The sequence below is a fragment of the Algoriphagus sp. genome (genome assembly GCF_013373065.1).
Lineage (GTDB): Bacteria > Bacteroidota > Bacteroidia > Cytophagales > Cyclobacteriaceae > Algoriphagus.
This window is the reverse complement of sequence record NZ_JABXIN010000005.1, coordinates 120,306-142,615: the sequence shown is the minus strand read 5'-3', so window position 1 is coordinate 142,615 and position 22,310 is coordinate 120,306. Positions and strand designations below refer to the sequence as shown.

General features: G+C 40.2%; 22 protein-coding genes. 11 read left to right on the top strand and 11 right to left on the bottom strand.

All coding sequences use genetic code 11. From position 1 onward, the window contains the following. From HWE15_RS05025 to HWE15_RS05010, 4 genes are all read right to left on the bottom strand, one after another. Positions 1–79: cold shock domain-containing protein (locus tag HWE15_RS05025; RefSeq protein ID WP_290506415.1), on the bottom strand; the 79-nt coding region annotated here is incomplete at its 3' end. A gap of 4 nt (positions 80–83) precedes the next feature. Further along, positions 84–329 (bottom strand): cold-shock protein, encoded by a 246-nt coding sequence (locus tag HWE15_RS05020; protein WP_290506410.1) that lies wholly within the window; start codon positions 327–329, stop codon positions 84–86. A gap of 10 nt (positions 330–339) precedes the next feature. After that, positions 340–1,536 (bottom strand): DEAD/DEAH box helicase, encoded by a 1,197-nt coding sequence (locus HWE15_RS05015; protein WP_290506409.1) that lies wholly within the window; start codon positions 1,534–1,536, stop codon positions 340–342. Positions 1,537–1,547: 11 nt separating this feature from the next. Beyond that, entirely contained in the window at positions 1,548–2,513 is a 966-nt protein-coding gene (locus HWE15_RS05010; protein ID WP_290506408.1) for an acyl-CoA desaturase, read from the bottom strand. Between the two features lie 549 nt (positions 2,514–3,062). Here HWE15_RS05010 and HWE15_RS05005 point away from each other — a divergent pair. The 6 genes from HWE15_RS05005 to HWE15_RS04980 all read left to right on the top strand — a co-directional run bounded on the left by HWE15_RS05005 (position 3,063) and on the right by HWE15_RS04980 (position 10,709). Beyond that, positions 3,063–3,479: a hypothetical protein gene (locus HWE15_RS05005; protein WP_290506407.1), complete on the top strand. Its 417-nt coding sequence runs from the start codon at positions 3,063–3,065 to the stop codon at positions 3,477–3,479. Between the two features lie 112 nt (positions 3,480–3,591). Further along, entirely contained in the window at positions 3,592–4,680 is a 1,089-nt protein-coding gene (locus HWE15_RS05000) for an efflux RND transporter periplasmic adaptor subunit (RefSeq protein WP_290506406.1), read from the top strand. 27 nt (positions 4,681–4,707) lie between these two features. Then, positions 4,708–7,962: an efflux RND transporter permease subunit gene (locus tag HWE15_RS04995; RefSeq protein ID WP_290506405.1), complete on the top strand. Its 3,255-nt coding sequence runs from the start codon at positions 4,708–4,710 to the stop codon at positions 7,960–7,962. After that, positions 7,952–9,406 (top strand): TolC family protein, encoded by a 1,455-nt coding sequence (locus tag HWE15_RS04990; protein ID WP_290506404.1) that lies wholly within the window; start codon positions 7,952–7,954, stop codon positions 9,404–9,406. The genes HWE15_RS04995 and HWE15_RS04990 overlap by 11 nt, the downstream gene beginning before the upstream one ends. Positions 9,407–9,543: 137 nt before the next feature. Then, positions 9,544–10,080 (top strand): hypothetical protein, encoded by a 537-nt coding sequence (locus HWE15_RS04985; protein ID WP_290506403.1) that lies wholly within the window; start codon positions 9,544–9,546, stop codon positions 10,078–10,080. A gap of 161 nt (positions 10,081–10,241) precedes the next feature. Beyond that, positions 10,242–10,709, top strand: coding sequence for a hypothetical protein (locus tag HWE15_RS04980; protein WP_290506402.1), 468 nt, complete (start codon positions 10,242–10,244; stop codon positions 10,707–10,709). Positions 10,710–10,745: 36 nt separating this feature from the next. On the opposite strand, the gene HWE15_RS04975 is transcribed toward HWE15_RS04980, so the two are convergent. From HWE15_RS04975 to HWE15_RS04965, 3 genes are all read right to left on the bottom strand, one after another. Next, on the bottom strand, positions 10,746–11,732 hold the full coding sequence (locus HWE15_RS04975) for an esterase (protein WP_290506401.1): 987 nt from the start codon (positions 11,730–11,732) through the stop codon (positions 10,746–10,748). Continuing rightward, entirely contained in the window at positions 11,729–12,214 is a 486-nt protein-coding gene (locus HWE15_RS04970; RefSeq protein ID WP_290506400.1) for a hypothetical protein, read from the bottom strand. The genes HWE15_RS04975 and HWE15_RS04970 overlap by 4 nt, the downstream gene beginning before the upstream one ends. Before the next feature lie 282 nt (positions 12,215–12,496). Then, positions 12,497–13,003, bottom strand: coding sequence for a hypothetical protein (locus tag HWE15_RS04965; protein WP_290506399.1), 507 nt, complete (start codon positions 13,001–13,003; stop codon positions 12,497–12,499). 148 nt (positions 13,004–13,151) lie between these two features. On the opposite strand from HWE15_RS04965, the gene HWE15_RS04960 reads away from it, so the two are divergent. Together HWE15_RS04960 and HWE15_RS04955 are read left to right on the top strand one after the other, a co-directional pair. Next, positions 13,152–13,847, top strand: a complete 696-nt coding sequence (locus tag HWE15_RS04960; protein WP_290506398.1) for a hypothetical protein — start codon at positions 13,152–13,154, stop codon at positions 13,845–13,847. Between the two features lie 199 nt (positions 13,848–14,046). Continuing rightward, on the top strand, positions 14,047–15,093 hold the full coding sequence (locus tag HWE15_RS04955; RefSeq protein ID WP_290506397.1) for an NAD(P)-dependent alcohol dehydrogenase: 1,047 nt from the start codon (positions 14,047–14,049) through the stop codon (positions 15,091–15,093). 445 nt (positions 15,094–15,538) lie between these two features. Here the strand turns inward: HWE15_RS04955 and HWE15_RS04950 are convergent, their stop codons facing one another. Beyond that, entirely contained in the window at positions 15,539–16,252 is a 714-nt protein-coding gene (locus tag HWE15_RS04950) for a DUF2807 domain-containing protein (protein ID WP_290506396.1), read from the bottom strand. Positions 16,253–16,443: 191 nt separating this feature from the next. Continuing rightward, positions 16,444–17,259: a sterol desaturase family protein gene (locus HWE15_RS04945; RefSeq protein ID WP_290506395.1), complete on the bottom strand. Its 816-nt coding sequence runs from the start codon at positions 17,257–17,259 to the stop codon at positions 16,444–16,446. A gap of 262 nt (positions 17,260–17,521) precedes the next feature. Between HWE15_RS04945 and HWE15_RS04940 the strand changes: the two genes are divergently transcribed. The 3 genes from HWE15_RS04940 (at position 17,522) to HWE15_RS04930 (ending at position 20,532) form a co-directional block, all read left to right on the top strand. Continuing rightward, entirely contained in the window at positions 17,522–17,971 is a 450-nt protein-coding gene (locus tag HWE15_RS04940; RefSeq protein ID WP_290506394.1) for a GNAT family N-acetyltransferase, read from the top strand. A 1,080-nt stretch (positions 17,972–19,051) separates the two neighbouring features. Further along, a complete protein-coding gene (locus HWE15_RS04935; RefSeq protein WP_290506393.1) occupies positions 19,052–19,555 on the top strand; it encodes a CIA30 family protein in 504 nt (167 codons plus the stop codon). A gap of 344 nt (positions 19,556–19,899) precedes the next feature. Continuing rightward, the gene (locus tag HWE15_RS04930) at positions 19,900–20,532 is read left to right on the top strand and encodes a hypothetical protein (RefSeq protein WP_290506392.1); all 633 of its coding nucleotides are present in this window, start codon (positions 19,900–19,902) and stop codon (positions 20,530–20,532) included. Positions 20,533–20,620: 88 nt separating this feature from the next. Here the strand turns inward: HWE15_RS04930 and HWE15_RS04925 are convergent, their stop codons facing one another. Together HWE15_RS04925 and HWE15_RS04920 are read right to left on the bottom strand one after the other, a co-directional pair. Then, positions 20,621–21,034, bottom strand: coding sequence for a hypothetical protein (locus tag HWE15_RS04925; RefSeq protein ID WP_290506391.1), 414 nt, complete (start codon positions 21,032–21,034; stop codon positions 20,621–20,623). A gap of 589 nt (positions 21,035–21,623) precedes the next feature. Continuing rightward, positions 21,624–22,244, bottom strand: coding sequence for a hypothetical protein (locus HWE15_RS04920; RefSeq protein ID WP_290506390.1), 621 nt, complete (start codon positions 22,242–22,244; stop codon positions 21,624–21,626). Positions 22,245–22,310: the final 66 nt, after the last annotated feature.

The window sequence follows — 22,310 nt, the reverse complement described above, 5'->3', positions numbered from 1 at the left end:
TATCTTCGCTGTTGTCAGATGGGGTAATGAATCCAAATCCTTTGGAGTCATTAAAGAATTTTACTGTTCCTTCATTCATAATTTTACTTGTTTTGTACAGCGCCTTTGCTGTGTGTTTTGGATTGATTTACTTGTTTTTTTGGTGGGGTTGGCTCAGGCGGTGAGTCGGAAAAATTCCCGAATTCATCGACATAAACCATCATATTTTCAAGACTTCCGTCTTTTGGTTGTGCTTTTCGTTCAAGTCGTTGTTCGAATTTTTCCTTTTTCTTCCTTCGCTTGAGTTCGGCTTTTTGTTTTTTGATAAATGAGTTTTGGTTTTTTGACATAAATAAATGTTCAATTGATAAAGGTGATAGCCTGACCGGTTTTCCCAGCTCTCCCGGTTCGGCCGATTCTATGGATATAGGAATCCATGGTCATAGGTATTTGATAATTGATGACGTGACTTACGTCTACCACATCAATCCCTCTCGCCGCCACATCTGTGGCTACCAGTACACGGATGGATCCCTGTTTGAAATCACTAAGGATTTTATTTCTGAAATTTTGGGATTTATTTCCGTGTATTTGTCCTGCCGGAATTCCGCATTGATTCAATTTTTTGGAAAGCCGGTCTGCAAGTCGCTTGGTTTCTGTAAAAAGGATGACCTTTTTAAGCGCTCCGTTTTGAAATAGATTCTGTAGAACCACAAACTTATCTTCCCCTTCCGATACTCGAATGGTTTGTTGGTCAATATGCTCATTTGCTGATGTTCCCGGATCTACATGGATTTCCTCTGGGTTATCCAGGAGGTCAGCAATTAGTTTTTCTTGTGTGGGATCCAAAGTCGCTGAGAATAAAAGAGTTTGTTCCCTCAATCCAATCAAAGCTACCAGTCGCTTGACATCATGGATAAATCCCATATCCAGCATTCGGTCAAATTCATCCAAAACTAAGGTGTTTACCGATTTTAGATGGAGTGCCTGCTGATTAGATAAATCCAATAATCTTCCCGGCGTTCCTATAATTACATGTGGCTTTTGAGCTAAATGCTTTCGATCCATATTGATGTTGGTGCCTCCAATGAACGTAGCAAAGCGTAAGGACATGCCTTGTGTAAGCCCTTTGAATTCATCTCCTATCTGTAAGGCAAGTTCTCGGGTAGGTGCGATGATTAAAATTGAACCGTTCTGAGGTTTCTTTAAGAGCCGTTCGATGATAGGGATTAGAAATGCTGCTGTTTTACCCGAACCTGTTCGGGCGATGGCTAGCATGTCTATTCCTTTCAAAAGAACCGGAATAGCCATTTCCTGAATAGGGGTTAGGTACTCATATCCTTTCTTTTGGATAGCTTCCTGAAGTTTGGCCTGAAGATTTAATTCCTGAAACTTTTGCCCTTTGAGTGCAGAAGAAACAGCTGAAACAGGTTTGGCTTTTTTAACCAAAAGATTGGGGTCTAGGGAAGAAACAGGCTTTCTTTTGGACTGATTTCTCCCTGGACTTGTATGTGTGCCCCGAAAATTGGAGCGTGTGTTTTTTCGAAATGTGTTCATAAATAAAATAATTAGCTTTTTACCGGGACAGTTTCTACCGTTCCCAAGTGGTGAAGCATTTGGAAATGGGCTTTAAGAGCCTCAAAAAAGGATTTTTTAGAATAATAAGGTAGCTGGAATTCAGCGGCAGTTTTTTTGACAATAGGAGCAATATGTCGGTAATGTACGTGACAGATGTCTGGGAATAAATGATGTTCTACCTGGTAGTTCAATCCTCCAATCATCCATGAAAATATTCTGCTTTTTGGAGCATAATTACAGGTGGTGACCAATTGGTGTACCAATCGCTCTCCTTCTATCATTCCATTTTCATCCGCTACCGGAAAAACAACGTCAGGCATAATGTGAGCCGTTTGAAAGACTAAGGAAATACACAGTCCTGTTACAAAATGCAGTGCAAAAAAGGCTAACAGAATTTCCCAAAATCCAAAAGGAGAGAAGATGAGGGGAAGTCCCAGTGTGAAGGCAAAATAAACTACTTTCCAGCCTAAAATCTTTAGAAAATGGTTTCGGTAACTGTTTTTTCCTTTGATCAAACCCATCTTATGGTAGCGATTCAATCGAATAAAATCCTTAGTCGTTACCCAAGAAAGCGTAGATAGACCATAAAAGAACCAGGTATACCATTGCTGATAGGCGTGCAATTTGTTTTTCTTGACATTGGGAGAAAATCGTAAAAAAGCAGGGGCATTGATATCGTCATCACCTTCGTGGATATTCGTAAAGCTATGGTGAAGAACATTGTGTTGAACGCGCCAAACGTTGGCATTAGCTCCGACCATATTTAAGGTATAGCCAAGCAGTTTATTGATCCCCGCATTGGAAGAATAGGTGCCGTGAATTGCATCGTGCATAATCCCCATGCCGATACCTGCCATACCAAATCCGCTTAGAATGAAGCAGGCGAATAATTGCCAAGTGTAGGTAAGCAATCCCGAACTAACTAATAGCACGGGAACAAAGTATAATGATAGCATAAAAATGGTCTTGAGAACCATTTCTCTATTTCCGAACTTGTTTTTTTTAGAGGTTTTGAAATAAGAATTGACGCGGCTGCGCAGGGTAAGAGAGAAATCAGATAAAGCTGATTCCGAGAATCGAATGGTCTTAATAAGAAAAGGTATTAAATAAAATAAAGTAGTTAATCAAAGTGTATTAAAATCAAACTGCGGTATTCAATTCATAGAGTGGCATTGCCTTTCTCAAGAATTAAAAGTAGAAGAGAAGAATTGAAACCGTTGGGAAAAACTCTTTTTACTACTTGCTGCAGGGTAATTTACCGATGCATTGTTGATGAATTGGCCGAATATTTTCAATTTAGGCTAATTTCAACTAGACAAAGGTACGGAAACATTCGGTCTTTATGCTTTTTAATTAATTTTTTTTAAAAAGTTTAGGTGAATTTATTTTTAGAGGATGAAACTTCTGTGCTTTATTTTCATTTTTGGATCAGATTGATGATTTCCTTGCCAGTTTGAAAAAAAATCTTTTGGATAAATGAAAAATATTCAAATACATTTGTAACGATGTATAGAAAATCCTACAGGGTTATTGGGCTGATGACAGTGATTTCCTCACTGCTTCTGACTTTTTTTGTCCCAGGTCTTGTCTCTGGATTGCAGTTTTCCAATTATATCCAGAAGGACTTTAAGGAAACTGCTTTTTCTACTTCCCATGAATCTAACTTCATTGTAAACAGCCCCGAGGAGTTAAAATCTCAAGCAAATCTTCTTTTATCTGCAGAACCTGAAGGACTTGAGCAGCTTGAAGAAAGCTTCTTTGATCTGGATTCAGAATTGAAGATGGCTCTTTCTGCCATTTGGTTTTGTCTTTTGGCATTCAGCCTTGGAAAAGATCAGACGCGTTTTCTACGTTTCTGCAAAAACTTCTTTAAGCCGACTTCTAATCGGCTACACATTTACCACTGCGTTTATCGTATTTAGGATTTTTTGATTGGGCCAAATAGGCCATGGTACGAGTTCCGGAGCAAGTATGCCTATCATCGCTCAGGAACTGATTTATTTTCTTTTTACCTACATTTCAAAATTCATAAATATGAAAACTACCAGGAATTTATTGTTCCTAGCAGTGGGCTGTGCGATGTTTTTTACATCCTGCGGTTCATCACATGATACTCACGAAGAAACTGCGACATTCAAAGTTTCTCAACCTATTAAACAAGACACAGTCTTAATCAAAGAATATGTCAGTCAAATCCGGGCCATTCAACACATTGAGCTTCGGGCCTTGGAAAAGGGGTACCTTCAGAAAATTTTCGTAGATGAAGGTCAGCATGTCAAAAAAGGTCAATTACTCTTTCAGATTCAGCCTACCATCTATCAGGCTGAGTTTCAAAAAGCAAAATCTGAAGTTGAGTTTGCCCGCGTAGAATATGAAAATACCAAAGCGCTTGCGGATAAAAATATCGTTTCCCAAAACGAAGTTGCCTTAGCAAAAGCACAATTGGAAAAGGCAAAAGCCGAATTGACCTTGGCTGAAACGCACTTGAACTTTACTGAACTGCGAGCTCCTTTTGATGGCATCATCGGGAAATTCGAAGAAGTGCGTTTGGGAAGTTTGTTGGATGAAGGGGAATTATTGACAACCCTTTCAGATAACAGCAAAATGTGGGTGTATTTCAACGTACCGGAAGCGGAATACTTGGACTATGCCATGACGGAGAAAGATTCTGCTGAAATGGTTCAGTTACGATTGGCTAATAATCGGGTGTTTTCAGAACCTGGGGTGATTGAAACGATCGAATCCGATTTTAACAATGCGACGGGTAACATTGCTTTCCGGGCTACTTTTTCAAATCCAGCAGGCTTACTTCGACATGGCCAAACCGGAAATATCCTTTGGCCTAAGCCATTGTATGAGGTGACGATGATACCACAGAAAGCCACTTTTGAAGTTTTGGACAAGAAATTTGTCTTCTTGGTAGATGACGAAGGAAATGTACGTTCCCAAGAAATCAAAATTGAAGGAGAGCTGAACCACGTTTATTTGGTTAGTGCCGGGTTAACGACCCTGGACAAGTTTCTTTTGGAAGGCCTGAGGAAGGTGCAAAATGGTGGAAAAATTCACTTTGAATTGATTCAGCCAGAGGAAGTATTTGAGGGATTGCGTTTGCATGCCGAATAAGTTCCATCACCTTAAAATCCGAAAGAAATGTTTAAAGATATATTAAGAAGGCCTGTATTGGCTATTGTAGTCTCATTCATGATTGTGTTTGTGGGATTACTGGCCATTACCCAATTGCCTATTTCGCAGTTTCCTGAAATCGCACCTACTACCGTCAATATCTTTGTAGCCTATCCAGGTTCCAGTGCGGACGTTTTGACAAAATCCACCTTGATTCCTTTGGAAACCTCCATAAATGGGGTGCAAGGAATGCGATACATTGCATCCGACGCAACCAGTGCGGGTGAAGGAACCATTCGTGTGGTGTTTGAACCAGGAACCGATCCAAACCAAGCGGTAGTCCGGGTAAAGACACGAGTGGACCAAGTGATGCCTAATTTACCTCCCTTGGTTCAACGGGAAGGTGTAATTATTACCCCTGTTCAGCCAAGTATGCTCTTGTATGTTGACATCTATGGCGAAGAGGGAGCTGATATTGATGAAAAATTCCTCTATAACTATGCCTATACCCGGATTATCCCGGAATTGCAGCGGATTAACGGGATTGCACAAGCCCAGATTCTAGGTTCCAGAAAATATGCCATGCGAGTATGGTTGAAACTGGATCGCATGCGCGCCTACAAAATCTCCGCTGAAGAAGTGCTTGAAGCCATGGATGAGCAAAGTGTGATCGCCCGTCCAGGTCGATTAGGTCAAAGTTCCGGTAAGCAAGCCCAATCCGTGGAATATGTATTGACGTATCAGGGTCGATTCAATGAACCCGAGCAATACGAAAACATCATTATCCGAAGTAACGAGGAGGGGGAACTGATCAAATTGAAGGATATAGCTGAAGTCGAATTGGGAAGTGAATTCTTCGACATTTACTCCAATTTGGATGGTCGGCCATCTTCTTCCATCGTATTGAAGCAAACCCCCGATAGTAACGGTAGTGAGGTAATCGAACAGGTCAAGGAAAAACTCAAAGAATTGGAGGTTGATTTTCCTGTAGGGGTTCATTATGAATACAGCTACGACGTATCCAAATTCTTGGATGCTTCTATTGAGCAGGTGGTTCATACCATTCGGGATGCCTTTTTCTTGGTGGCCTTGGTTGTGTTCCTCTTCTTGGGAGATTGGCGATCCACTTTGATTCCAATCATTGCAGTGCCGGTGTCCTTAATTGGGGCGTTTTTTGTCCTCCAGCTTTTTGGTTTGTCAATCAACTTGATCACGCTATTTGCCTTGGTTTTGGCGATAGGGGTGGTAGTGGATGACGCGATTGTGGTGGTAGAAGCCGTCCACGCCAAAATGGAGGAAGATCCGCATTTGACTCCGTACAAGGCGACCCAAAAAGCTTTGGGAGAATTGAGTGGTGCGATCATCGCGATTACCCTTGTAATGACCTCCGTGTTCGTTCCTATTGCCTTTATGAGCGGTCCGGTTGGGGTTTTCTACCGACAATTTTCCATTACCATGGCAAGCTCCATTATTATCTCGGGGATTGTCGCTTTGACTTTGACACCTGTTCTCTGTGCGATGATTTTGAGAAATCATCATGGTAAGCGAAAGAAATCCCTTTTCGATCGCTTTATCGATGGTTTCAATAAATTATTTGAACGGTTTACAGGGCATTACATTCGGGTGCTCAACGTAATCGTGGCTAGAAGAATCGTAACCTTCGGAATTTTGGGACTTTTCGTCGCTGGAATAATCTATACGAATGAAATTCTTCCTTCCGGCTTTGTTCCAAATGAAGACCAAGGTACTATCTACGCCATTATTCAAACTCCTCCAGGCTCCACTTTGGAATTGACCAATAAAGTCGCTCAGGAACTCCAGCAAATTGCTGAGGAAGTGGAAGGCATCGAATCTGTAACCTCTTTGGCTGGTTATGAAATTATGACAGAAGGGCGGGGATCCAATGCAGGTACTTGCTTGATCAATCTCAAACCATGGTCTGAGCGCGATAAGAGTGTCCATGAAATCATGGAAGAGTTGGAAGAAGAGACCAAGGATTTGGGAGCTGTAGTGGAATATTTCGAACCACCGGCTGTTCCGGGATTTGGTTCTTCAGGTGGTTTTTCACTTCGTCTCTTGGACAAAACCGGTGGAGATACCGACTATGATGAATTTGACAAGATCAACCAGGAGTTTTTGGCCGCTCTCCGTGAGCGAAAAGAACTCAAGGGATTGTTTACCTTCTTCGCTGCCAATTATCCGCAATATCATTTGGAGATTGATAATCAGGCAGCCATGCAGAAAGGAGTAACCATTGGTAAAGCCATGGAAAACCTGAATATTCTTATAGGTAGTACTTATGAACAAGGCTTTATTCGCTTTGGTAGATTCTTCAAAGTATATACGCAGGCTGCACCGGAGTTTCGTCGCTATCCTTCCGATTTGACTGATTTGTTTGTGAAAAACGAAGAGGGCGAAATGGTTCCTTATTCATCTTTTATGAAGGTATCTAAAACCCAGGGACCTAATGAGATTACCCGATACAACCTCTTCAATTCCGCAGCGATTCGTGGCTTACCAGGAGATGGATTTACTACCGGGGATGCCATTCAGGCCATACGGGAAGTAGCTGCGCAAACACTGCCAAAAGGATATGACATTGCCTGGGAAGACTTGTCATTTGATGAATCGAGAAGGGGGAATGAGGCTATCTATATTTTCGCAGTGGTTGTACTCTTTGTCTACCTTGTTTTGGCAGCCCAATATGAAAGTTTTGTATTGCCTCTTGCGGTACTTCTTTCTCTTCCTATAGGGATATTCGGTTCATTCGCAATGCTCAAACTCATGGGGCTAGCCAATGACGTTTACGCCCAGATTGGGATGATTATGTTGATCGGTTTGCTGGGTAAAAACGCCGTGTTGATTGTGGAGTTTGGGGTGCAGCGTCACCGCGAAGGAGCTACAGTTTTGGCGGCTGCCATTGAAGGGGCTAAGATGCGTTTCCGTCCTATTTTGATGACCTCTTTTGCCTTTATCGCTGGTTTGATTCCTTTGGTCATCGCACATGGTGCAGGAGCTGTAGGAAACAAGACTATTGGTTCATCTGCCATGGGAGGGATGTTTCTCGGGACGATGATTGGGGTTTTGGTGATTCCAGGTCTCTATTACTTCTTCGGTAGTATGATTGAGGGTAAGAGTCTATTGCAAAATGAGGCAGATTCTTCGCTTTCTGAAGCATTTGTAGAAGAAGGTCAAAACAGAGCATCCCTTTTGAAAAAAATCGGAAAACTCAGTGTGTTACTTCAGGCCGCAAAACGAAACAATAGAAAAAATGACAAGTAAACGTATTAATCTATATACAGGAATTTCCTTGGTCATGTTGGTTGGATTTTGGGGCTGTAAATCCCAGGAGATCACCTTCAAGGAACCAACAGAAAATCTTCCTGAGGAGTATAATCAGCAAGGGGAGGATACTACAACCATTGCTAGTTTGGATTGGCGTGGCTACTTCGAAGATGAGTATTTGAATGCTTTGATCGATTCGGCTTTGCTGCACAATCAGGAACTGAATATTGTCTTGCAAGAGATAGAAATCAGTAAAAATGAAGTCCTTGAGAAGAAGGGCGAATACCAACCATTTGTTAACCTTGGATTAGGAGCAGGGGCGGAAAAACCCGGAAGATTTACTCGGGATGGTGCTGTGGAGCATAATCTGGAAATCAAAGAAGGAAAAGAGTTTCCCGAACCCTTGGGAGATTTTGTCTTGGGAGCCACGGCTTCCTGGGAAGTGGATATTTGGCGAAAACTTCGTAACGCCAAGGATGCCGCCCAACTTCGCTATTTGGCTCGGACAGAAGGCAAGAGCTTTTTGGTGACTCAATTGATTTCTGAGATCGCTGAATCCTACTATGAATTGATGGCTTTGGACAATTTGCTTCAAATCATCAATCAAAACCTGGAGATTCAGAAGGATGCTTTGGAAAAAGCCCGTCAATTAAAGGAGTATGCGAAAGCCAATCAATTGGTGGTCAATCGGTTTGAAGCGCAATACCTCAATACCAAGAATCAGCAATATGCGATTCGTCAAAAATTGGTGGAAACTGAAAACCGTATTTACTTCTTGGTGGGAGCTTATCCAAGCCGGATTCCTCGAAATTCGGACAGGATGATGGAAATCACCTTGGATAGCCTTCTGGCTGGCATTCCAGCTCAATTGTTAGAGAATCGTCCGGATATACGTCAGGCTGAGCTGGAAATGGCAGCAGCTAAACTGGATGTGAAGTCAGCCAAGGCCAATTTCTACCCAAGCTTAGATCTGAGAGCGGGAATAGGGTACCAAGCCTTTAACCCGTCCTATTTGTTCAATCCAGAATCTTTGATTTTCAATGCTGCAGGCGATTTGATGGCCCCTCTTATTAATAGGAAGGCCATTCAAGCGCAGTTTAATATGGCCTCAGCTCAGCAGATTCAATCGGTGATTGCTTATGAGCAAACCTTGCTTCAAGCCTACACCGATGTGCTGAATCAGTTTGCCAAATTGGATAATTACACCCAAAGCCTTGAAACCAAGTCTCAGGAAGTGGAAGTGTTAAATCAATCGGTTGATGTAGCAAATAGCCTATTCCAGTTTGCCAAGGCCGACTATGTAGAGGTTTTGTTGACGCAAGAGGAGGTACTAGATGCTCAAATGGAGCTTATCGAAACTAAATTGAAGCAGCTTCAAGCCAAAGTACAAATCTACAGAGCCTTAGGTGGCGGCTGGGATCGAGATGCCATAGTTGAGTGATAGGTAAAAAGATAGGCTTTTGAGTGGAAACCATCCGGCTTGTGGCTGGATGGTTTTTTTAATCATATCCAAAAACTACTATTCTTTTATTTTTTTATGATATTATTTATTTTGTTGGTTTAGAAATTAGAATCACTATGAAAATAAAGGTTCCTGTAGTAATTGTTCTAATCCTTTTTTACATCGTGCTAAGCCATGTCTCTTTTGCACAAACTGAAAAAATTCATTTGCAGAATGTGAATCAAGAAAAGCTTGAAATCAAGGCCCTAATTGACAGTTTGTATGCGGGATTTCGGGTCGAAGGAGATCTGGTACCTGATTTTCAAAAGATCAGGACTTATTTTAGCCCGGAAGCAAAAATGGGCTCAGTCGTTGACGGAGATTTACGTTTATCCAGTCCAGATGATTATTTAACAGGAATGGAAAAAATGGTTAAAGAAGATCCTCCTAAATTATTGAAGGAGTTGGAATTAAGTGGCAAAACTCAAGTTTTTGGACATCTTGCACAGCATATTAGCTCCTATGGGGTTTATTTCAATACCACGGATTCCTTTGCTGAAAAAGGGGTGATTGCATATCAATTAGTGAAGCTTGATGGCAAATGGAAAGTACTTTCAATGATTTGGGATAAAGAAACAGAAACTAGACCTATTCCTGATTTTGGTTCTAATTAAGTTTATTTACTAGACCTTATTATGAAAGCTATAAGGAGTTACTTTTTCCTCGTTTTTGGTGTTTTGACATCTTTTTCCTGAAAAAACTTACCGCCTGAATTGATTAATGTCATGTTTCAAGTTTAGTGAATAATCTAGGTTTGAGGATTAACCTTAATCCTATGAATCACTTTACTACACTGGGACGCGTCTCCCTCTTCCTCATTTATTTCTGGTTTGGCTTTTTGAAAGTCATTGGGATTTCCCCAGCAGAACCTTTGGTTCATAACCTATTCGATCAATTATTTGCTGGTTGGATTCCTTTCGAGCTGTTTAATCCGCCTTTTGGACTATTCGAATGCCTGATTGGAGTCATTTGGTTAATTCCTCGTTTCACCAAATGGGCACTTTATCTGCTCTTGGCTCATATGGTCATGACTTTTCTCCCGGTCTTTTACCTGCCAAATGACACTTGGCAAACCTGGTTTACCCCAACCTTAGTAGGGCAGTATATCATTAAAAACTTTGCCCTGATCTCCTTAGGACTTCTGATTTTCAAAGAATACCAATTGAAGGTTGTTATTAAATCTCCTGAAGAATTGGCTAAGAATTTTATTGCAGAAGAAGTAAGTAGAAAAAATGTAGCTTGATTTTGGCTTTTGACTGATAGCGGTTGTCCAAATTATTTATTGGGACAGGGCTATTTCCACCATTTTCTGAAAAGTTTGTTCTTGATTGTTTCTATCTAGTGCTGAAACAACTTCTACTCTTCCTTGCAGGCGTGTAAACACATGTAAAGCTGAATTGATCATCTTGATATCAAGTTGGTTGGCAGGACTCAACTCTTTATTGATCAGTACAGCACTGGCTGGATCTGCTGTTGGATCTTGAATAGATTTAAAAACAAATAATTTTGTTTGTGAGGGTAGGATTACGCCTTTTTGTAAAGCAATGCGAACCTTTTTGAGTAGTTCCTGGAGTTCCTGAAGTGTCTCTTGTGGTCTATAAGTATACCAATAGGATTTTTCTCCCTCTGTATTATTTGATTCCATATATCCGATTAGGGGACCTACTACACCTATAAGTGGTAGGAGCTTGTCTGAGGGAAGGACAATTGGGTCGATAAGTATAATGTTTCTTGGTGGATTGATTCCTTTGAAATAACCAGAAGAAATGGCCTCTAAAATAAGCGCTCCACTAGCGGATGACCCAACCAAATGAATATTTGTGTAACCAGCTCCAATGAGTGCCTCATATTCATCAAATATAGATTGCTGCCATTCTTCCCAAGAGGAAGATTTAAAATCTTCATAGGATTTCCCATGACCACCTAGAAGTACCCTTGAAGTATAGTAGGAATCAGTTTCCCCAGACCATTCGACAAATTCAGACCATTCAAATGTAGTAGCACTATAGCCATGGCAAAGTATAAATACAGGTCTTGAAGCTTCTTTTGGACTGGGGTTTGGATTGCTGACAGATATCAAATAATTCTCCGGTGTCATTATAGAAGGATCAATAATCAACTTCCCGTCTAAGAGATCATCTCCAATATTGGATGGATCGCCACAAGACCCCAAACTGAAAATAACTAGGAAAATCAACCACAATGGAAACTTTAAAAAAGATGCTAATAGGGGCGATTTTAGGGCAGGATAGGTGTAGGGTTTCATTTCAATGGATAGAAAAGATTAAGCTGTGCGAATGTAGGGTATAAAGTTCCAGGACCTTTTTCACCATTCCCAGAGATAAAATTATACCCTAAAGCGAGGTTGATTTTCAATTGGAAAGGGGATGCCCACTCCAAGCCCGCATTAGTTGAAATTAAGGCTGATTGGTGATCCAATTGCCTAAAAACATCCGATTCATAATCCGCACTAAAGAAGCCACTTCCTACGCTAATAAATGGTCTAAACTTTTTCCCCTTCATTAGGTAATATGAAAGCCAAATTTGGAAATTATCCTGTTTAATAGCGTTGGTGCCAAGGGCGGATCCTATTCTGCTGGTGATATATCCAGCACCCAAGTAAAACCTTTGAGGTACAAATTTTTCAAAGGAGAATTGCGTGACAATTCCATTCTCAAAGTAAAGGCCAAAGGATTTTTGACTTCGAAAACCCAACTCGATATGAGTTTGCTGGGATGTAGATTCCATGGGATAAATCGAAAGAACCAGGAACAAACAAATAGCGAGATATTTGAGCTTTCTTTCCATTTTAAATTCAAAAAAACCGAGAACGAAATAATTGGCCAGATAGATTTTTGAATATCTGACTAAAAGAAAGTTACGTATTAATTTCCGTATGTAAATCAAGTAAGGAATGAAAAATTTATATCATAAAAAGCTTAAGATTTCTTTCAATAATTGAGAAAAAAAATTGAATAAAAAGTCTGGTTTTGAGTTAAAATAGAATGACTTCTAATGGGAGAATGTGGATCAAAATGATAACCCCATTCCAAAATAAATTGATTCTGGTAAAGCTATTCCGGCTCGATATAGGAAGCTTTTCCCTGGCCTTTGGTGCCTATAGCCAATGCTTGCTGCTACAGGCAATTTCATATCTCCATTGACAACGAAGTTAGGACCAGCACTCATTTCAAAATGACCAGCTTTTTTTCCTGTTAAAAAACCATATTGGATAAATAGATATTGTCCAGAATCCCCCCAAGCACCGTAAGTCCCATAGCCAACTTTTGCAAATGTTGCTGTAATTTTTTTGTCAAGGGATTGGGTTACCATCCGCTCCAAATTGATTGTAGCCGAACCATAAAGCACTGCAAAACCTAGTCCTCCATGTAAAGTGGTTTTTAGATAGGAATTTTGAATGCTCTTGGTTTCCTGAGCGTGCAGGCTTGCTGTAATACACCCAATAAAAATGAGAGTAAGGAAGACTTTTTGAGGATTTTTGTACCAAAAATGAGTGATGAAGTTCGGAATGGTCATAGTATTTATTCAATTGATTCGTGAGAAAATGATTTATACTTTCGAATTGTACTCTACGCTTTATTCAAATCACAGCACCATTCCTTCTGTGACATAATTTACTGAATTTTAGGAGTAAATTTTTAAATTTTGATTTTAAAAATTTGCGATGATTCAAGGCCCTTCTTGCAAGTTGGAAGATAAAAACAAAGCCTGCTGTTCTTCGGAAAAAACCAGCGAGAAAGAATTTTCTATTTCTAAGCATTGGGATCAGGCTTACCTCAATAGCCCAGAAGGGAAATTGGGATGGTATGAGGACGATTTCAGTCCTAGTTTTCGGCTGATCAACCAATGCCAAATGAATGAAAATGATTCTATTTTACTAGTCGGTTCAGGAAATAGCCGATTACCAGATCAACTACTAGATAAGATATCTTCTGAACTTTGGGTTTCTGATGTCTCTGGAGTTGCCCTTCAAGAAGTGAAAACAAGACTTGGTGAGCGAATAAATTATCGGGTGGGGGACATTTTAACTCCGGATACTTTGGAAGGAATACCTCCAGTAAATTTATGGTTTGATCGGGCTGTGATGCACTTTTTCATGGATGAGAGAGAGCAGTCCGTCTATTTTCAGAATTTAAAGCAAAAAGTAAAATCCGGCGGTTATGTGATTTTCGCTGAATTTCATCTTTCGGGAGCTGATAAATGCTCCGGTTTGTCAGTTTTTAGGTATGATGAAAAAATGTATCAGGAGCGATTGGGAGATGAATTTATTCTATTGGATTCTTTTATCCATACCTATCACATGCCTTCTGGAGAGGAACGTCCGTACAGTTATGCTCTTTTCAAGAGAATAAAAAACTAAAGGTTATAAAAAGTTAGTAGTGATAAAAATGGAGATTGCTGGACAGATATTTCTATTTAAAAAGAGCCAAACCCTTTACAGATTAATTAACAAAGAATAAATATTCATTTTTCAAAAGTTATTTAAAGATCAACCATATCAATTCAGTTATTTTTTGTAGAATCACATATCATCCAAATACAATTTAAATTCCTTAGTCATGCCCATTGTAAAAGCCTATGCTGCCACCCAAGCCGATCGTCCTTTAGGTCCTTTTGATTTAGAACGAAGAGAAATCGGTTCTTTGGATGTTCAAATTGAAATCCTGTATTGTGGGGTTTGTCATTCGGACATTCACACAGCTAGAAATGAATGGGGAGCTACCATGTATCCCGTAGTCCCCGGTCATGAGATCGTAGGGAAGGTCAGTGCTATTGGGGATCATGTTACACGGTTCCAAGTGGGAGATACCGTAGGAGTAGGGGTATTTGTGGATTCCTGTGGACATTGTGCCAATTGTCATGAGCATCTGGAACAATACTGTGAAAATGGTCATTCCCAAACCTATAATTCCCTTTTGCAGGATAAAAAGACCATTACTTATGGTGGATATTCTACTCACATTGTTGTGACTGAGAAGTTTGTCTTGCGGGTTCCGGGCAATCTACCATTACCAGGAGTGGCACCATTACTTTGTGCTGGTATTACTACTTATTCACCTTTACGTCATTTAAATGTTAAAAAAGGCGATCGAGTAGCAGTGGTAGGCTTGGGAGGATTGGGACATATGGCTGTGAAACTGGCTGCGGCGATGGGAGCAGAGGTGACTATGCTCAGTCGAAGTCCCGAAAAAGCCCAGGATGCCAAGAAATTGGGGGCACAACATTTTGTATTGACTACTGACGCCGAACAGATGAAAATGGCAAAGTCCTATTTTCATTACATTATCAATACGGTTTCGGGAGTGCATGATTACAACACCTACATTCCCATGTTAAAAACTAATGGAACAATGGTGGTTTTGGGTGCTCCTCCTGAACCAAGTACTGTTCAAGCAGGACTCTTGCTTCGTGGAAGGAAAAGTATTCTAGGATCTTTGGTTGGGGGAATCAAAGAAACCCAAGAGATGCTGGATTTTTGTTCCGAACATGGGATCGTGTCGGAAGTGGAGGTGATTCCTATTCAGCAAATCAACGAAGCCTATGAACGCACCATTGCAGCGGATGTACATTATCGTTTTGTTATTGATATGGCTTCCTTGAAGTAAAAGGGATTAAGTAAAATCTATCAACTACCGGGCTTTCGTACGCTTTTCTTCTTCATGGATAGTTGTCCCATCGTTCCACCACAAACAAAGATTGTTATTGCAGGCATTGTAGAATTATTGTTTTTAGTTTATTAATGTCCTTTCGAAGGGCAAAACAGTCTCTTTTCTTCCTGTTCTTTTGCCTTGACGCAAAAGAACCAAAAGGTCAAGACGCAGCAAAGCTTCCTCGCGCATATCCAACGCGCACCCCGCTGCTGCGTCGGGCCACCGCGCACCTTATGCAATAATTAGTACAGTTTTTTACTTTTCTGATAACTGCTGATAGGCACTGAATGAGGGTAAAAAAAAGGTCCTAATATTTTCATCCGTGCCGTAGGTACGGAACTATCCAAGAGCCGGTTTTTTACCTTTGTTTAAATAATGCTTTGAAATTTAGCGGGTTAATTTAATTCCGATCAACTCCACCTAATCCCTTGATTTCTTCTTTTAGGATGGTAGGGTTTCCAGTGTAGCTCACCATTCCCATTCCTTCCGCTGTGATGGATAGCTCTCCTTCGCAATGGACAGCCACCCTTCCCATGCCTTTGGAATTAATGTCCATTTTTTGGGTGATTAACTTTGAGGCTTCCAGATTTCCCATACCTTCAAATTGAATGTTTGCTACTTCAGCCTTTCCCGAAAGTTTGGTATTTCCCATCATGTCAAAATCGGCATCCAATCTATCTGCCTCAAAGTCTAATTCCAAATTGACAACACCTTTACCTTTTAATGTTAATTCCCCTAATTGCAATTGATTTTTGGTTCGGATATTTCCAACACCGTCAAAGGTTAGCTTATTTAGGTCGCTGAGAGTCAAATGAATTTCAGGGGTTTTGTCATCCAAAAAATCCGCTTGCTCTGGATCAAAATCAATCAACAGTTCGGAGCCATTTTCAGAAATGATCAAATAATCCATGACTTCTTCGTAGGCATTGATTTCCAGGGATTCATCATCCCCTTGCCGGAGATAAATATTAAAAACTCCATCAAGTTTTAATTCATTAATGCCGCTGATCGCTCGGGTTTCAGTGATCAATTCTCCCAAGTTCTTTTCTGAACGGGGATTACAAGCTAGGGCTAGGAGAGCCACTAGGAAGATAAGTGTGGTTTTAGTTTTCATACTATTGCTGGGTTGGTTTCTATAAAGTACGAAATTTTGCTAGGAATAGATGTTATACAGTTCAAAAATCAAGGTTGGCTTCCAAGGGGTTTCAGGGGATACCTCGAATAGAAACCCATTTTCCAGCAAGGCAGATAAAAAAAGCGTAGATTATTTAGTCTACGCTTTAGATAGAAATCAAGGTTTTTTAATTAATCCGTTTTGATGGATTTGTTTAAAGGAAGCCCTAGCTGATACCCTAAATTCTCATCCTTTGAAGGATCTGTAACGTCTACCCCATATAGGATTTTTTTAGGGTCATCATAGACGAAGGTTCCAAATGCACGATCCCAAAAGGAAAAGATATTGCCAAAGTTAGTGTCGGTCCAAGGACGCTCGAAATGATGGTGGAACTTATGCACATTGGGAGTGATAAAGACATAGCTCAACGGCTTGTCAATCCATACCGGCAAAGAAATATTAGCATGGGTCACATAGGTGAAAAACACCGTGCAAATTCGATAGAAAACATAGAAGGCTACCGGAATCCCAAATACGATGACTGTCGCGATGGAAAAGAGTTCACGGATAAAGTAATCTCCAGGATGGTGACGCGTACCTGTGGTCGCATCTACTTTGGTATCACTGTGATGAACCAAGTGAAACTTCCACATCCATCGTACCCGGTGCAAAAGGTAATGAGCCACATACTGAGCAAAAAAGTCCAAAGCCATTACGGCAATCAGAAGTTCCGCCCAAAAGGGTAAATCAACTAGGTTTAAAAGACCAAATTTGGAGGTGCTGATCCAATAGAAGACACCCACTGTAGCGATGCCTACCAATACATTGATCACCATGGACATGCTTAGAAAAACCAGGTTGATGCCATCATGACGGACTTTATCGTATTGGTGGCGAACCAGAGGGATGATTAATTCCAAGGTCCAAACAAAGCCCAGACAGGCAACGACCCAAAGGAGTTTGTAGAGCGGGGAAAGGTCTTCGAAATAGGTAATAAACTGTTCCATAAAGATTCGTATTCGCTCAAAATATAATCAATTTGATCTTTTTTTGTTTGTGGTTTTATGTGAAGAAAAGGGAAGATCTTTTTTGAGTTTGAATGCCTTTTTCCGATTAAGTTGCATTGGATGAAAGTATTAAGAAAATTTAGGGTCATCACATAAAGGGAAGGCTGTGGGTAGAGGCAAAGAATTACGGCCAATTCTTCTGAATACAGCTATATTTGATCTTCCATAAAATGAATGAGTAATTAACCGGAATTCTAACCCCATGAATCTGTCGCATCGCCTCAAAGCATTTTACGAACTCACCTTGGATGAATTGTATAATTTGCTTCGGTTACGAAGTGAGGTTTTTGTGGTTGAGCAAGACTGTGTTTTTCTGGATCAGGACAACAAGGACCAAAAATGTCATCATCTTCTCCTTTACCAAGAACAGGATTTGGTTGGGTATTGTCGGATCGTTCCTGCAGGATTATCCTATGAAGAAGTGGCAATAGGTCGAGTAGTAACAGCCCCTTCTGTGAGACGCAAAGGTTTTGGGAGAAAGGTCATGGAGCTAGGGATTGAAGCCTGCCAAGAACTCTATGGGCCATGTGCTATTCGATTGGGAGCTCAAACCTATGCCTTAGGTTTTTATGAATCCTTGGGTTTTCAATCAGAAGGAGATGTCTATGATGAAGATGGGATTGAGCATATAGAGATGGTAAGGAGGATTTGAATAGGATTGAAAGATTTGAAGATTTAAAATTGGTCTGGGTTCAACGGAATTCGTTCGATGATAATTGCCGCTAGGCAATTGATCTGGGTAGAAAAGGTTGTTCCGAAATCTTTTCCCGTGCCGTAGGTACGGCATTTTTTATATGTTCTTTTGGCCCCGATAAATCGGGACAGGCTTTGACCCAAAAGAACCAATCCCGATAGCTATCGGGACAAGTCGCACCCCGATAAAAATCGGGGCTCCCCGCGCATTTTCAGCGCGCTCCATGCTCCTGTCTGTTACAGGCACGGCTGCGTCATCCCACCGCATACGTTGGCAAAACGGAATTTTCTTTGAAGTCCTCCTGATTGTGGACTAGTGCCGTTAGGCACTTGATCTGGGTAGCAATAAGAATTTCATAATCCATTCCCGTGCCGGAGGTACGGAATATTTTTTATGTTCTTTTGGCTTAACCCAAAAGAACCAATCCCGATACCTATCGGGACAAGACGCACCCCGATAGCTATCGTGATTCCACCCACAAACCTACCGCACACCCCGTTCATGCCTGCTGCAGGCGGGGCTGCATCGGCTCACCGCACACGGTGGTTAGACTTTTAATTATGGTTTTTCTTTGCTTTGTGTCGAAACGTCACTGCGAGTCCCGAAGGGCGAAGCAGTCTCAATGTGTGGATCATTGATTAATCTATATTTCTTGAAAAGTGCCGCTAGGCACGGAAGCTGGGTAGCTAAAGGCAATACGATGTAATTGCAAGTGCCGTAGGTACGGAATAAAAGGGGATGGAATTCAACCTTTCGTGAAGACCTGCCTGCAGCAAAGGCAGGCACGAACAGTGGCGGCTTGTAAGTAGTAAAGGGTAAGTGGTAAACAGTCACTACCTACCATTAACCACTCACTTTTGCAATACTATTTCCAGCTTCTAAGTCATTACTTATCCTATTAGAAGCCCGACAAGCAGTGCATGGAACACCCAAGAATTTTTCTCCTAAAGCAAACAAAATCCTGCCTTTCGCTATTGTCCAAGTATGTGGCTGTTCGGTATTTCCTTATTATTTTGGTTAAATGTTAACCCGCTGATTATGAAAGAGGCATTGATTTTTGATTTTGGAGAGGGCAAGGATTTTGGAAGGTGGTCAATTGTCAATGACGGGGTAATGGGAGGACTTTCCCAATCCCAAGCGAAATTGAGTGCCGATGCTTTACTGTTTGAAGGAAGAGTTTCCTTGGAGAATAACGGAGGTTTTGTTTCCCTTCGAAGTCCATACGGAAAGTATGACTTGTCTTCCTACAGCTATTGTGAGGTACGCTTTAAATCCGATACCAAGCGTAAGTTTGAGATTTTGATTGAAAAAGATCTTCCTTTTTACTTACCCAAGTACCGAGCAAAGTTTGGAGCTGAGTCTCAGGAATGGGTGACTGTAACCATTCCTCTAAAGGATTTTGAGATCAGCCGGATGGGTTCCACTTTACAGCAAGGTATAGATCCCCAGCGCTTGAAGGATATTCAGCGGATAGGTTTTATTCTTGCTGATAAGCAGGAGGGAAGCTTTCACTTGTGGATTGATTATTTGAAGTTTTTCTAAAGCTTATTCTCGTATGAGCTTTTGAAAGGCTCGAGGTTCGATTTTAAAATAAGCAAAACTTCAATCTGCAAGGCCAACTCAAGCCTCACTGTCGCCTTGATCCATCGCACACATTGACGAATCTATTTTTTTATGCATTCTTATTTATATCAAGTGCCGGTATTTGGAACAAATTGCTCTTTGTGAAGACAAGAACTGGGGCAATCTCTTAAAGGCTGGTTTTTTATTTCATTCCTACAAGCATGATAATTATCACCAAACTCCCTGATGCCTATACTTTGTTTGAAGGCTATTGATTGATATCTTTTTGATGTTGTTTGATCTAATTTGAAATACAATAAAAAATGCTGGCTGAACTGAAAACAATGATTTTAAAGGTAATGATTGGTTTGACTTTTCTTTTATTGATCATTGGATTTTCCTCTTGTGAGGATGAAGAGCCTCAACGGCCCGAAATGGCCATTCATTATTTTCCGATTATGAGAAATAATTCTTGGAACTATGAGGTGAATATGGTCAAAGATAATGGGGAGGTTACAAGTACCCACCATGAAACTTGGACTGTGGGAGACGGTCGTATTGATAAAGAGAGTGATTCTCCCCATTTTGGTGGGTATTGGATTATGTACATAGGTGGTGATACAAATATCTACAATGTAGTAGGGGAGTTTTTAACGACTCGATATATCAAAGAAAAGCCTTCAGAATGGTTTCTTTTGTATCACAGAGAAGACAATATCCCTGCTTGGCATTGGATAATGGGTGGGAAAAAAGTAATTAATGGTCAGGAATACCTTATTGCAAAGGACTCTTTAGCTTATGATCTCTCCCAAAGTAGGGTAAGGATTTATACATTTCAAAAGGGGGTTGGGATTTCTGAAAAACGAGAACTATTCTATACGATTGATCAAAATGGAGTGGTTACCAAGAGTGATTCTGATCGGGTTCATACGTTGACAGGTTACCAACTTCGATAGGCAAAAGAGATCGTTTTTGAGGAATTAATCAGATGCTTTATAGTTTAATTTTTTCAAAAAAGCTGGGAATAATCCATTTAGAAGAAACTCAAAAGGAAAACCCTCCAAAATTCATATTTGAAATCGCCGTGTCAATCATAATGTAAATTCCAAGTGCAGTAAGACCTGAAAGAAGAATTGTAAGTGGAATATCTGGTTTTGATACTTTTAACTCATCAATTTCCTGTAGGGCAATTTTAGTAGGGAATTTATTTTTAGGCATATTAAATTTTGCATACAAGGTATCCGATGTATGTGATTCGTAGGTTAGTTCTAGTTCCCGTCCTGATTTGGTTGAAATTTTTATATCAGCATCTTTTTCTAACAAGCTGAGGTATTGTTCGATAAGTTCTGAATGATTTTCTGCTGTAGTTTCTGGAAGGTTTTCCGATGCAATTGGCTTATACGTTTGACAAGAAAAGATTAGCCAAAAAAATGCTAGAATGGGGCTAAGTGATCTCATGGTTTTACAGCTTTTGATTTAATAATTTACATATTTTTTTCGAGTATACTATTGGTTTATAGAGGCTTATAGCTATTCAATCGTACCGGTCTACTTTGAACTTGAGCAAAAAAATTTCCAAGAGATGCTGTCGATTCTTGCTAAGTGCCGCTAGGCACGTAATCTGGGTAGTAATCGGCAAATCGAAATTTTCCTCGTGCCGGAGGTACGCAATCATGCCATGGGGTTTGTAAGTAGTAAAAAGTAAGTGGTAAGTAGTACTACTTACTTTTTACGATTTACTGTTTACAAAAAACCTTCCATTATAAAGGTATTTCTTTCCATCAACCATTACCGTAGGTACGACACAATCTTATAGCCCTGGTTTTTAATCCAAAGGCTATGAGTTTATTATTTATTCCAGCGCTGGCCCTTAAATTACCATTCGGAAAATGAATCCGAATGCCAGCGTAATGAAGATGTGAAATAGGCTTCTGAAGTGGGAGAGGGTACTTGGGAAGCTTTGACAAATAATTCGATACTCTATTATTTATGATATGAGAAAAGATACAATTTTTTCTTAGTTGAGAAAATAACTTATTCTTTTTATCTAAACGCTTTCAAAAAATTGGGTTGCGAACTTACAGAATTCAATGATTACCTCCTTATCTAAATCAAATTCTTTTCTTGATACCAAGTAATTTTTTGATTCCGGATTGATTTCCTTTCCATCCATCAATTCCGGTACAGTTATACATTTAATATGTTTTTTGGACACCAAAATAATGTAGGCGTTTGCATAAGGATAATTCTTGGGAAGGTCATTTTTAGTAAATGTACCATTAGCTCGAAACTTCACTTCAATAAAATAGACTTCCTTATTAACAGGATTTTGCATGACAAAGTCTGGCATTCGGCGGATTTCATGAGCTACATCTGTCCGAACTCCTTTTAGTAATTCCATAATTCCAGGAATGGTATTTTCCATCCCAAATCGAAATACATTGAAATTCAAACTCAAAAATAATTCTTGAATTAATGTCTCAGCAATTCGCCCTTTGATCATGTTATACCTATACCGCTTTTGGTCTTCTGGAAGACCTGATTTTGGCTCGACTTCTAGATTATCATTTTCTTCTGCTCTATGAGTTTCATTCTTTTTGGAATAGCAGGAAATACAAAGGCCTCCGGTAAACTTGGTGTACTCACCGCAAATAATACATGTTGCCATAACGTAATTAGTTTGTGGTTAAAAGTTATATATAGAAAAGAATGAGTTTAGCTTTAAAGGAAATTA

Excerpts from the sequence above, each read along its gene's own strand:
- HWE15_RS05020 (WP_290506410.1), bottom strand. The coding sequence starts at position 329 with ATGTCAAAAAACCAAAACTCATTTATCAAAAAACAAAAAGCCGAACTC.
- HWE15_RS05015 (WP_290506409.1), bottom strand. The coding sequence starts at position 1,536 with ATGAACACATTTCGAAAAAACACACGCTCCAATTTTCGGGGCACACAT.
- HWE15_RS05010 (WP_290506408.1), bottom strand. The coding sequence starts at position 2,513 with ATGCTATCATTATACTTTGTTCCCGTGCTATTAGTTAGTTCGGGATTG.
- HWE15_RS05005 (WP_290506407.1), top strand. The coding sequence starts at position 3,063 with ATGTATAGAAAATCCTACAGGGTTATTGGGCTGATGACAGTGATTTCC.
- HWE15_RS05000 (WP_290506406.1), top strand. The coding sequence starts at position 3,592 with ATGAAAACTACCAGGAATTTATTGTTCCTAGCAGTGGGCTGTGCGATG.
- HWE15_RS04995 (WP_290506405.1), top strand. The coding sequence starts at position 4,708 with ATGTTTAAAGATATATTAAGAAGGCCTGTATTGGCTATTGTAGTCTCA.
- HWE15_RS04990 (WP_290506404.1), top strand. The coding sequence starts at position 7,952 with ATGACAAGTAAACGTATTAATCTATATACAGGAATTTCCTTGGTCATG.
- HWE15_RS04985 (WP_290506403.1), top strand. The coding sequence starts at position 9,544 with ATGAAAATAAAGGTTCCTGTAGTAATTGTTCTAATCCTTTTTTACATC.
- HWE15_RS04980 (WP_290506402.1), top strand. The coding sequence starts at position 10,242 with ATGAATCACTTTACTACACTGGGACGCGTCTCCCTCTTCCTCATTTAT.
- HWE15_RS04975 (WP_290506401.1), bottom strand. The coding sequence starts at position 11,732 with ATGAAACCCTACACCTATCCTGCCCTAAAATCGCCCCTATTAGCATCT.
- HWE15_RS04970 (WP_290506400.1), bottom strand. The coding sequence starts at position 12,214 with ATGGAATCTACATCCCAGCAAACTCATATCGAGTTGGGTTTTCGAAGT.
- HWE15_RS04965 (WP_290506399.1), bottom strand. The coding sequence starts at position 13,003 with ATGACCATTCCGAACTTCATCACTCATTTTTGGTACAAAAATCCTCAA.
- HWE15_RS04960 (WP_290506398.1), top strand. The coding sequence starts at position 13,152 with ATGATTCAAGGCCCTTCTTGCAAGTTGGAAGATAAAAACAAAGCCTGC.
- HWE15_RS04955 (WP_290506397.1), top strand. The coding sequence starts at position 14,047 with ATGCCCATTGTAAAAGCCTATGCTGCCACCCAAGCCGATCGTCCTTTA.
- HWE15_RS04950 (WP_290506396.1), bottom strand. The coding sequence starts at position 16,252 with ATGAAAACTAAAACCACACTTATCTTCCTAGTGGCTCTCCTAGCCCTA.
- HWE15_RS04945 (WP_290506395.1), bottom strand. The coding sequence starts at position 17,259 with ATGGAACAGTTTATTACCTATTTCGAAGACCTTTCCCCGCTCTACAAA.
- HWE15_RS04940 (WP_290506394.1), top strand. The coding sequence starts at position 17,522 with ATGAATCTGTCGCATCGCCTCAAAGCATTTTACGAACTCACCTTGGAT.
- HWE15_RS04935 (WP_290506393.1), top strand. The coding sequence starts at position 19,052 with ATGAAAGAGGCATTGATTTTTGATTTTGGAGAGGGCAAGGATTTTGGA.
- HWE15_RS04930 (WP_290506392.1), top strand. The coding sequence starts at position 19,900 with ATGCTGGCTGAACTGAAAACAATGATTTTAAAGGTAATGATTGGTTTG.
- HWE15_RS04925 (WP_290506391.1), bottom strand. The coding sequence starts at position 21,034 with ATGAGATCACTTAGCCCCATTCTAGCATTTTTTTGGCTAATCTTTTCT.
- HWE15_RS04920 (WP_290506390.1), bottom strand. The coding sequence starts at position 22,244 with ATGGCAACATGTATTATTTGCGGTGAGTACACCAAGTTTACCGGAGGC.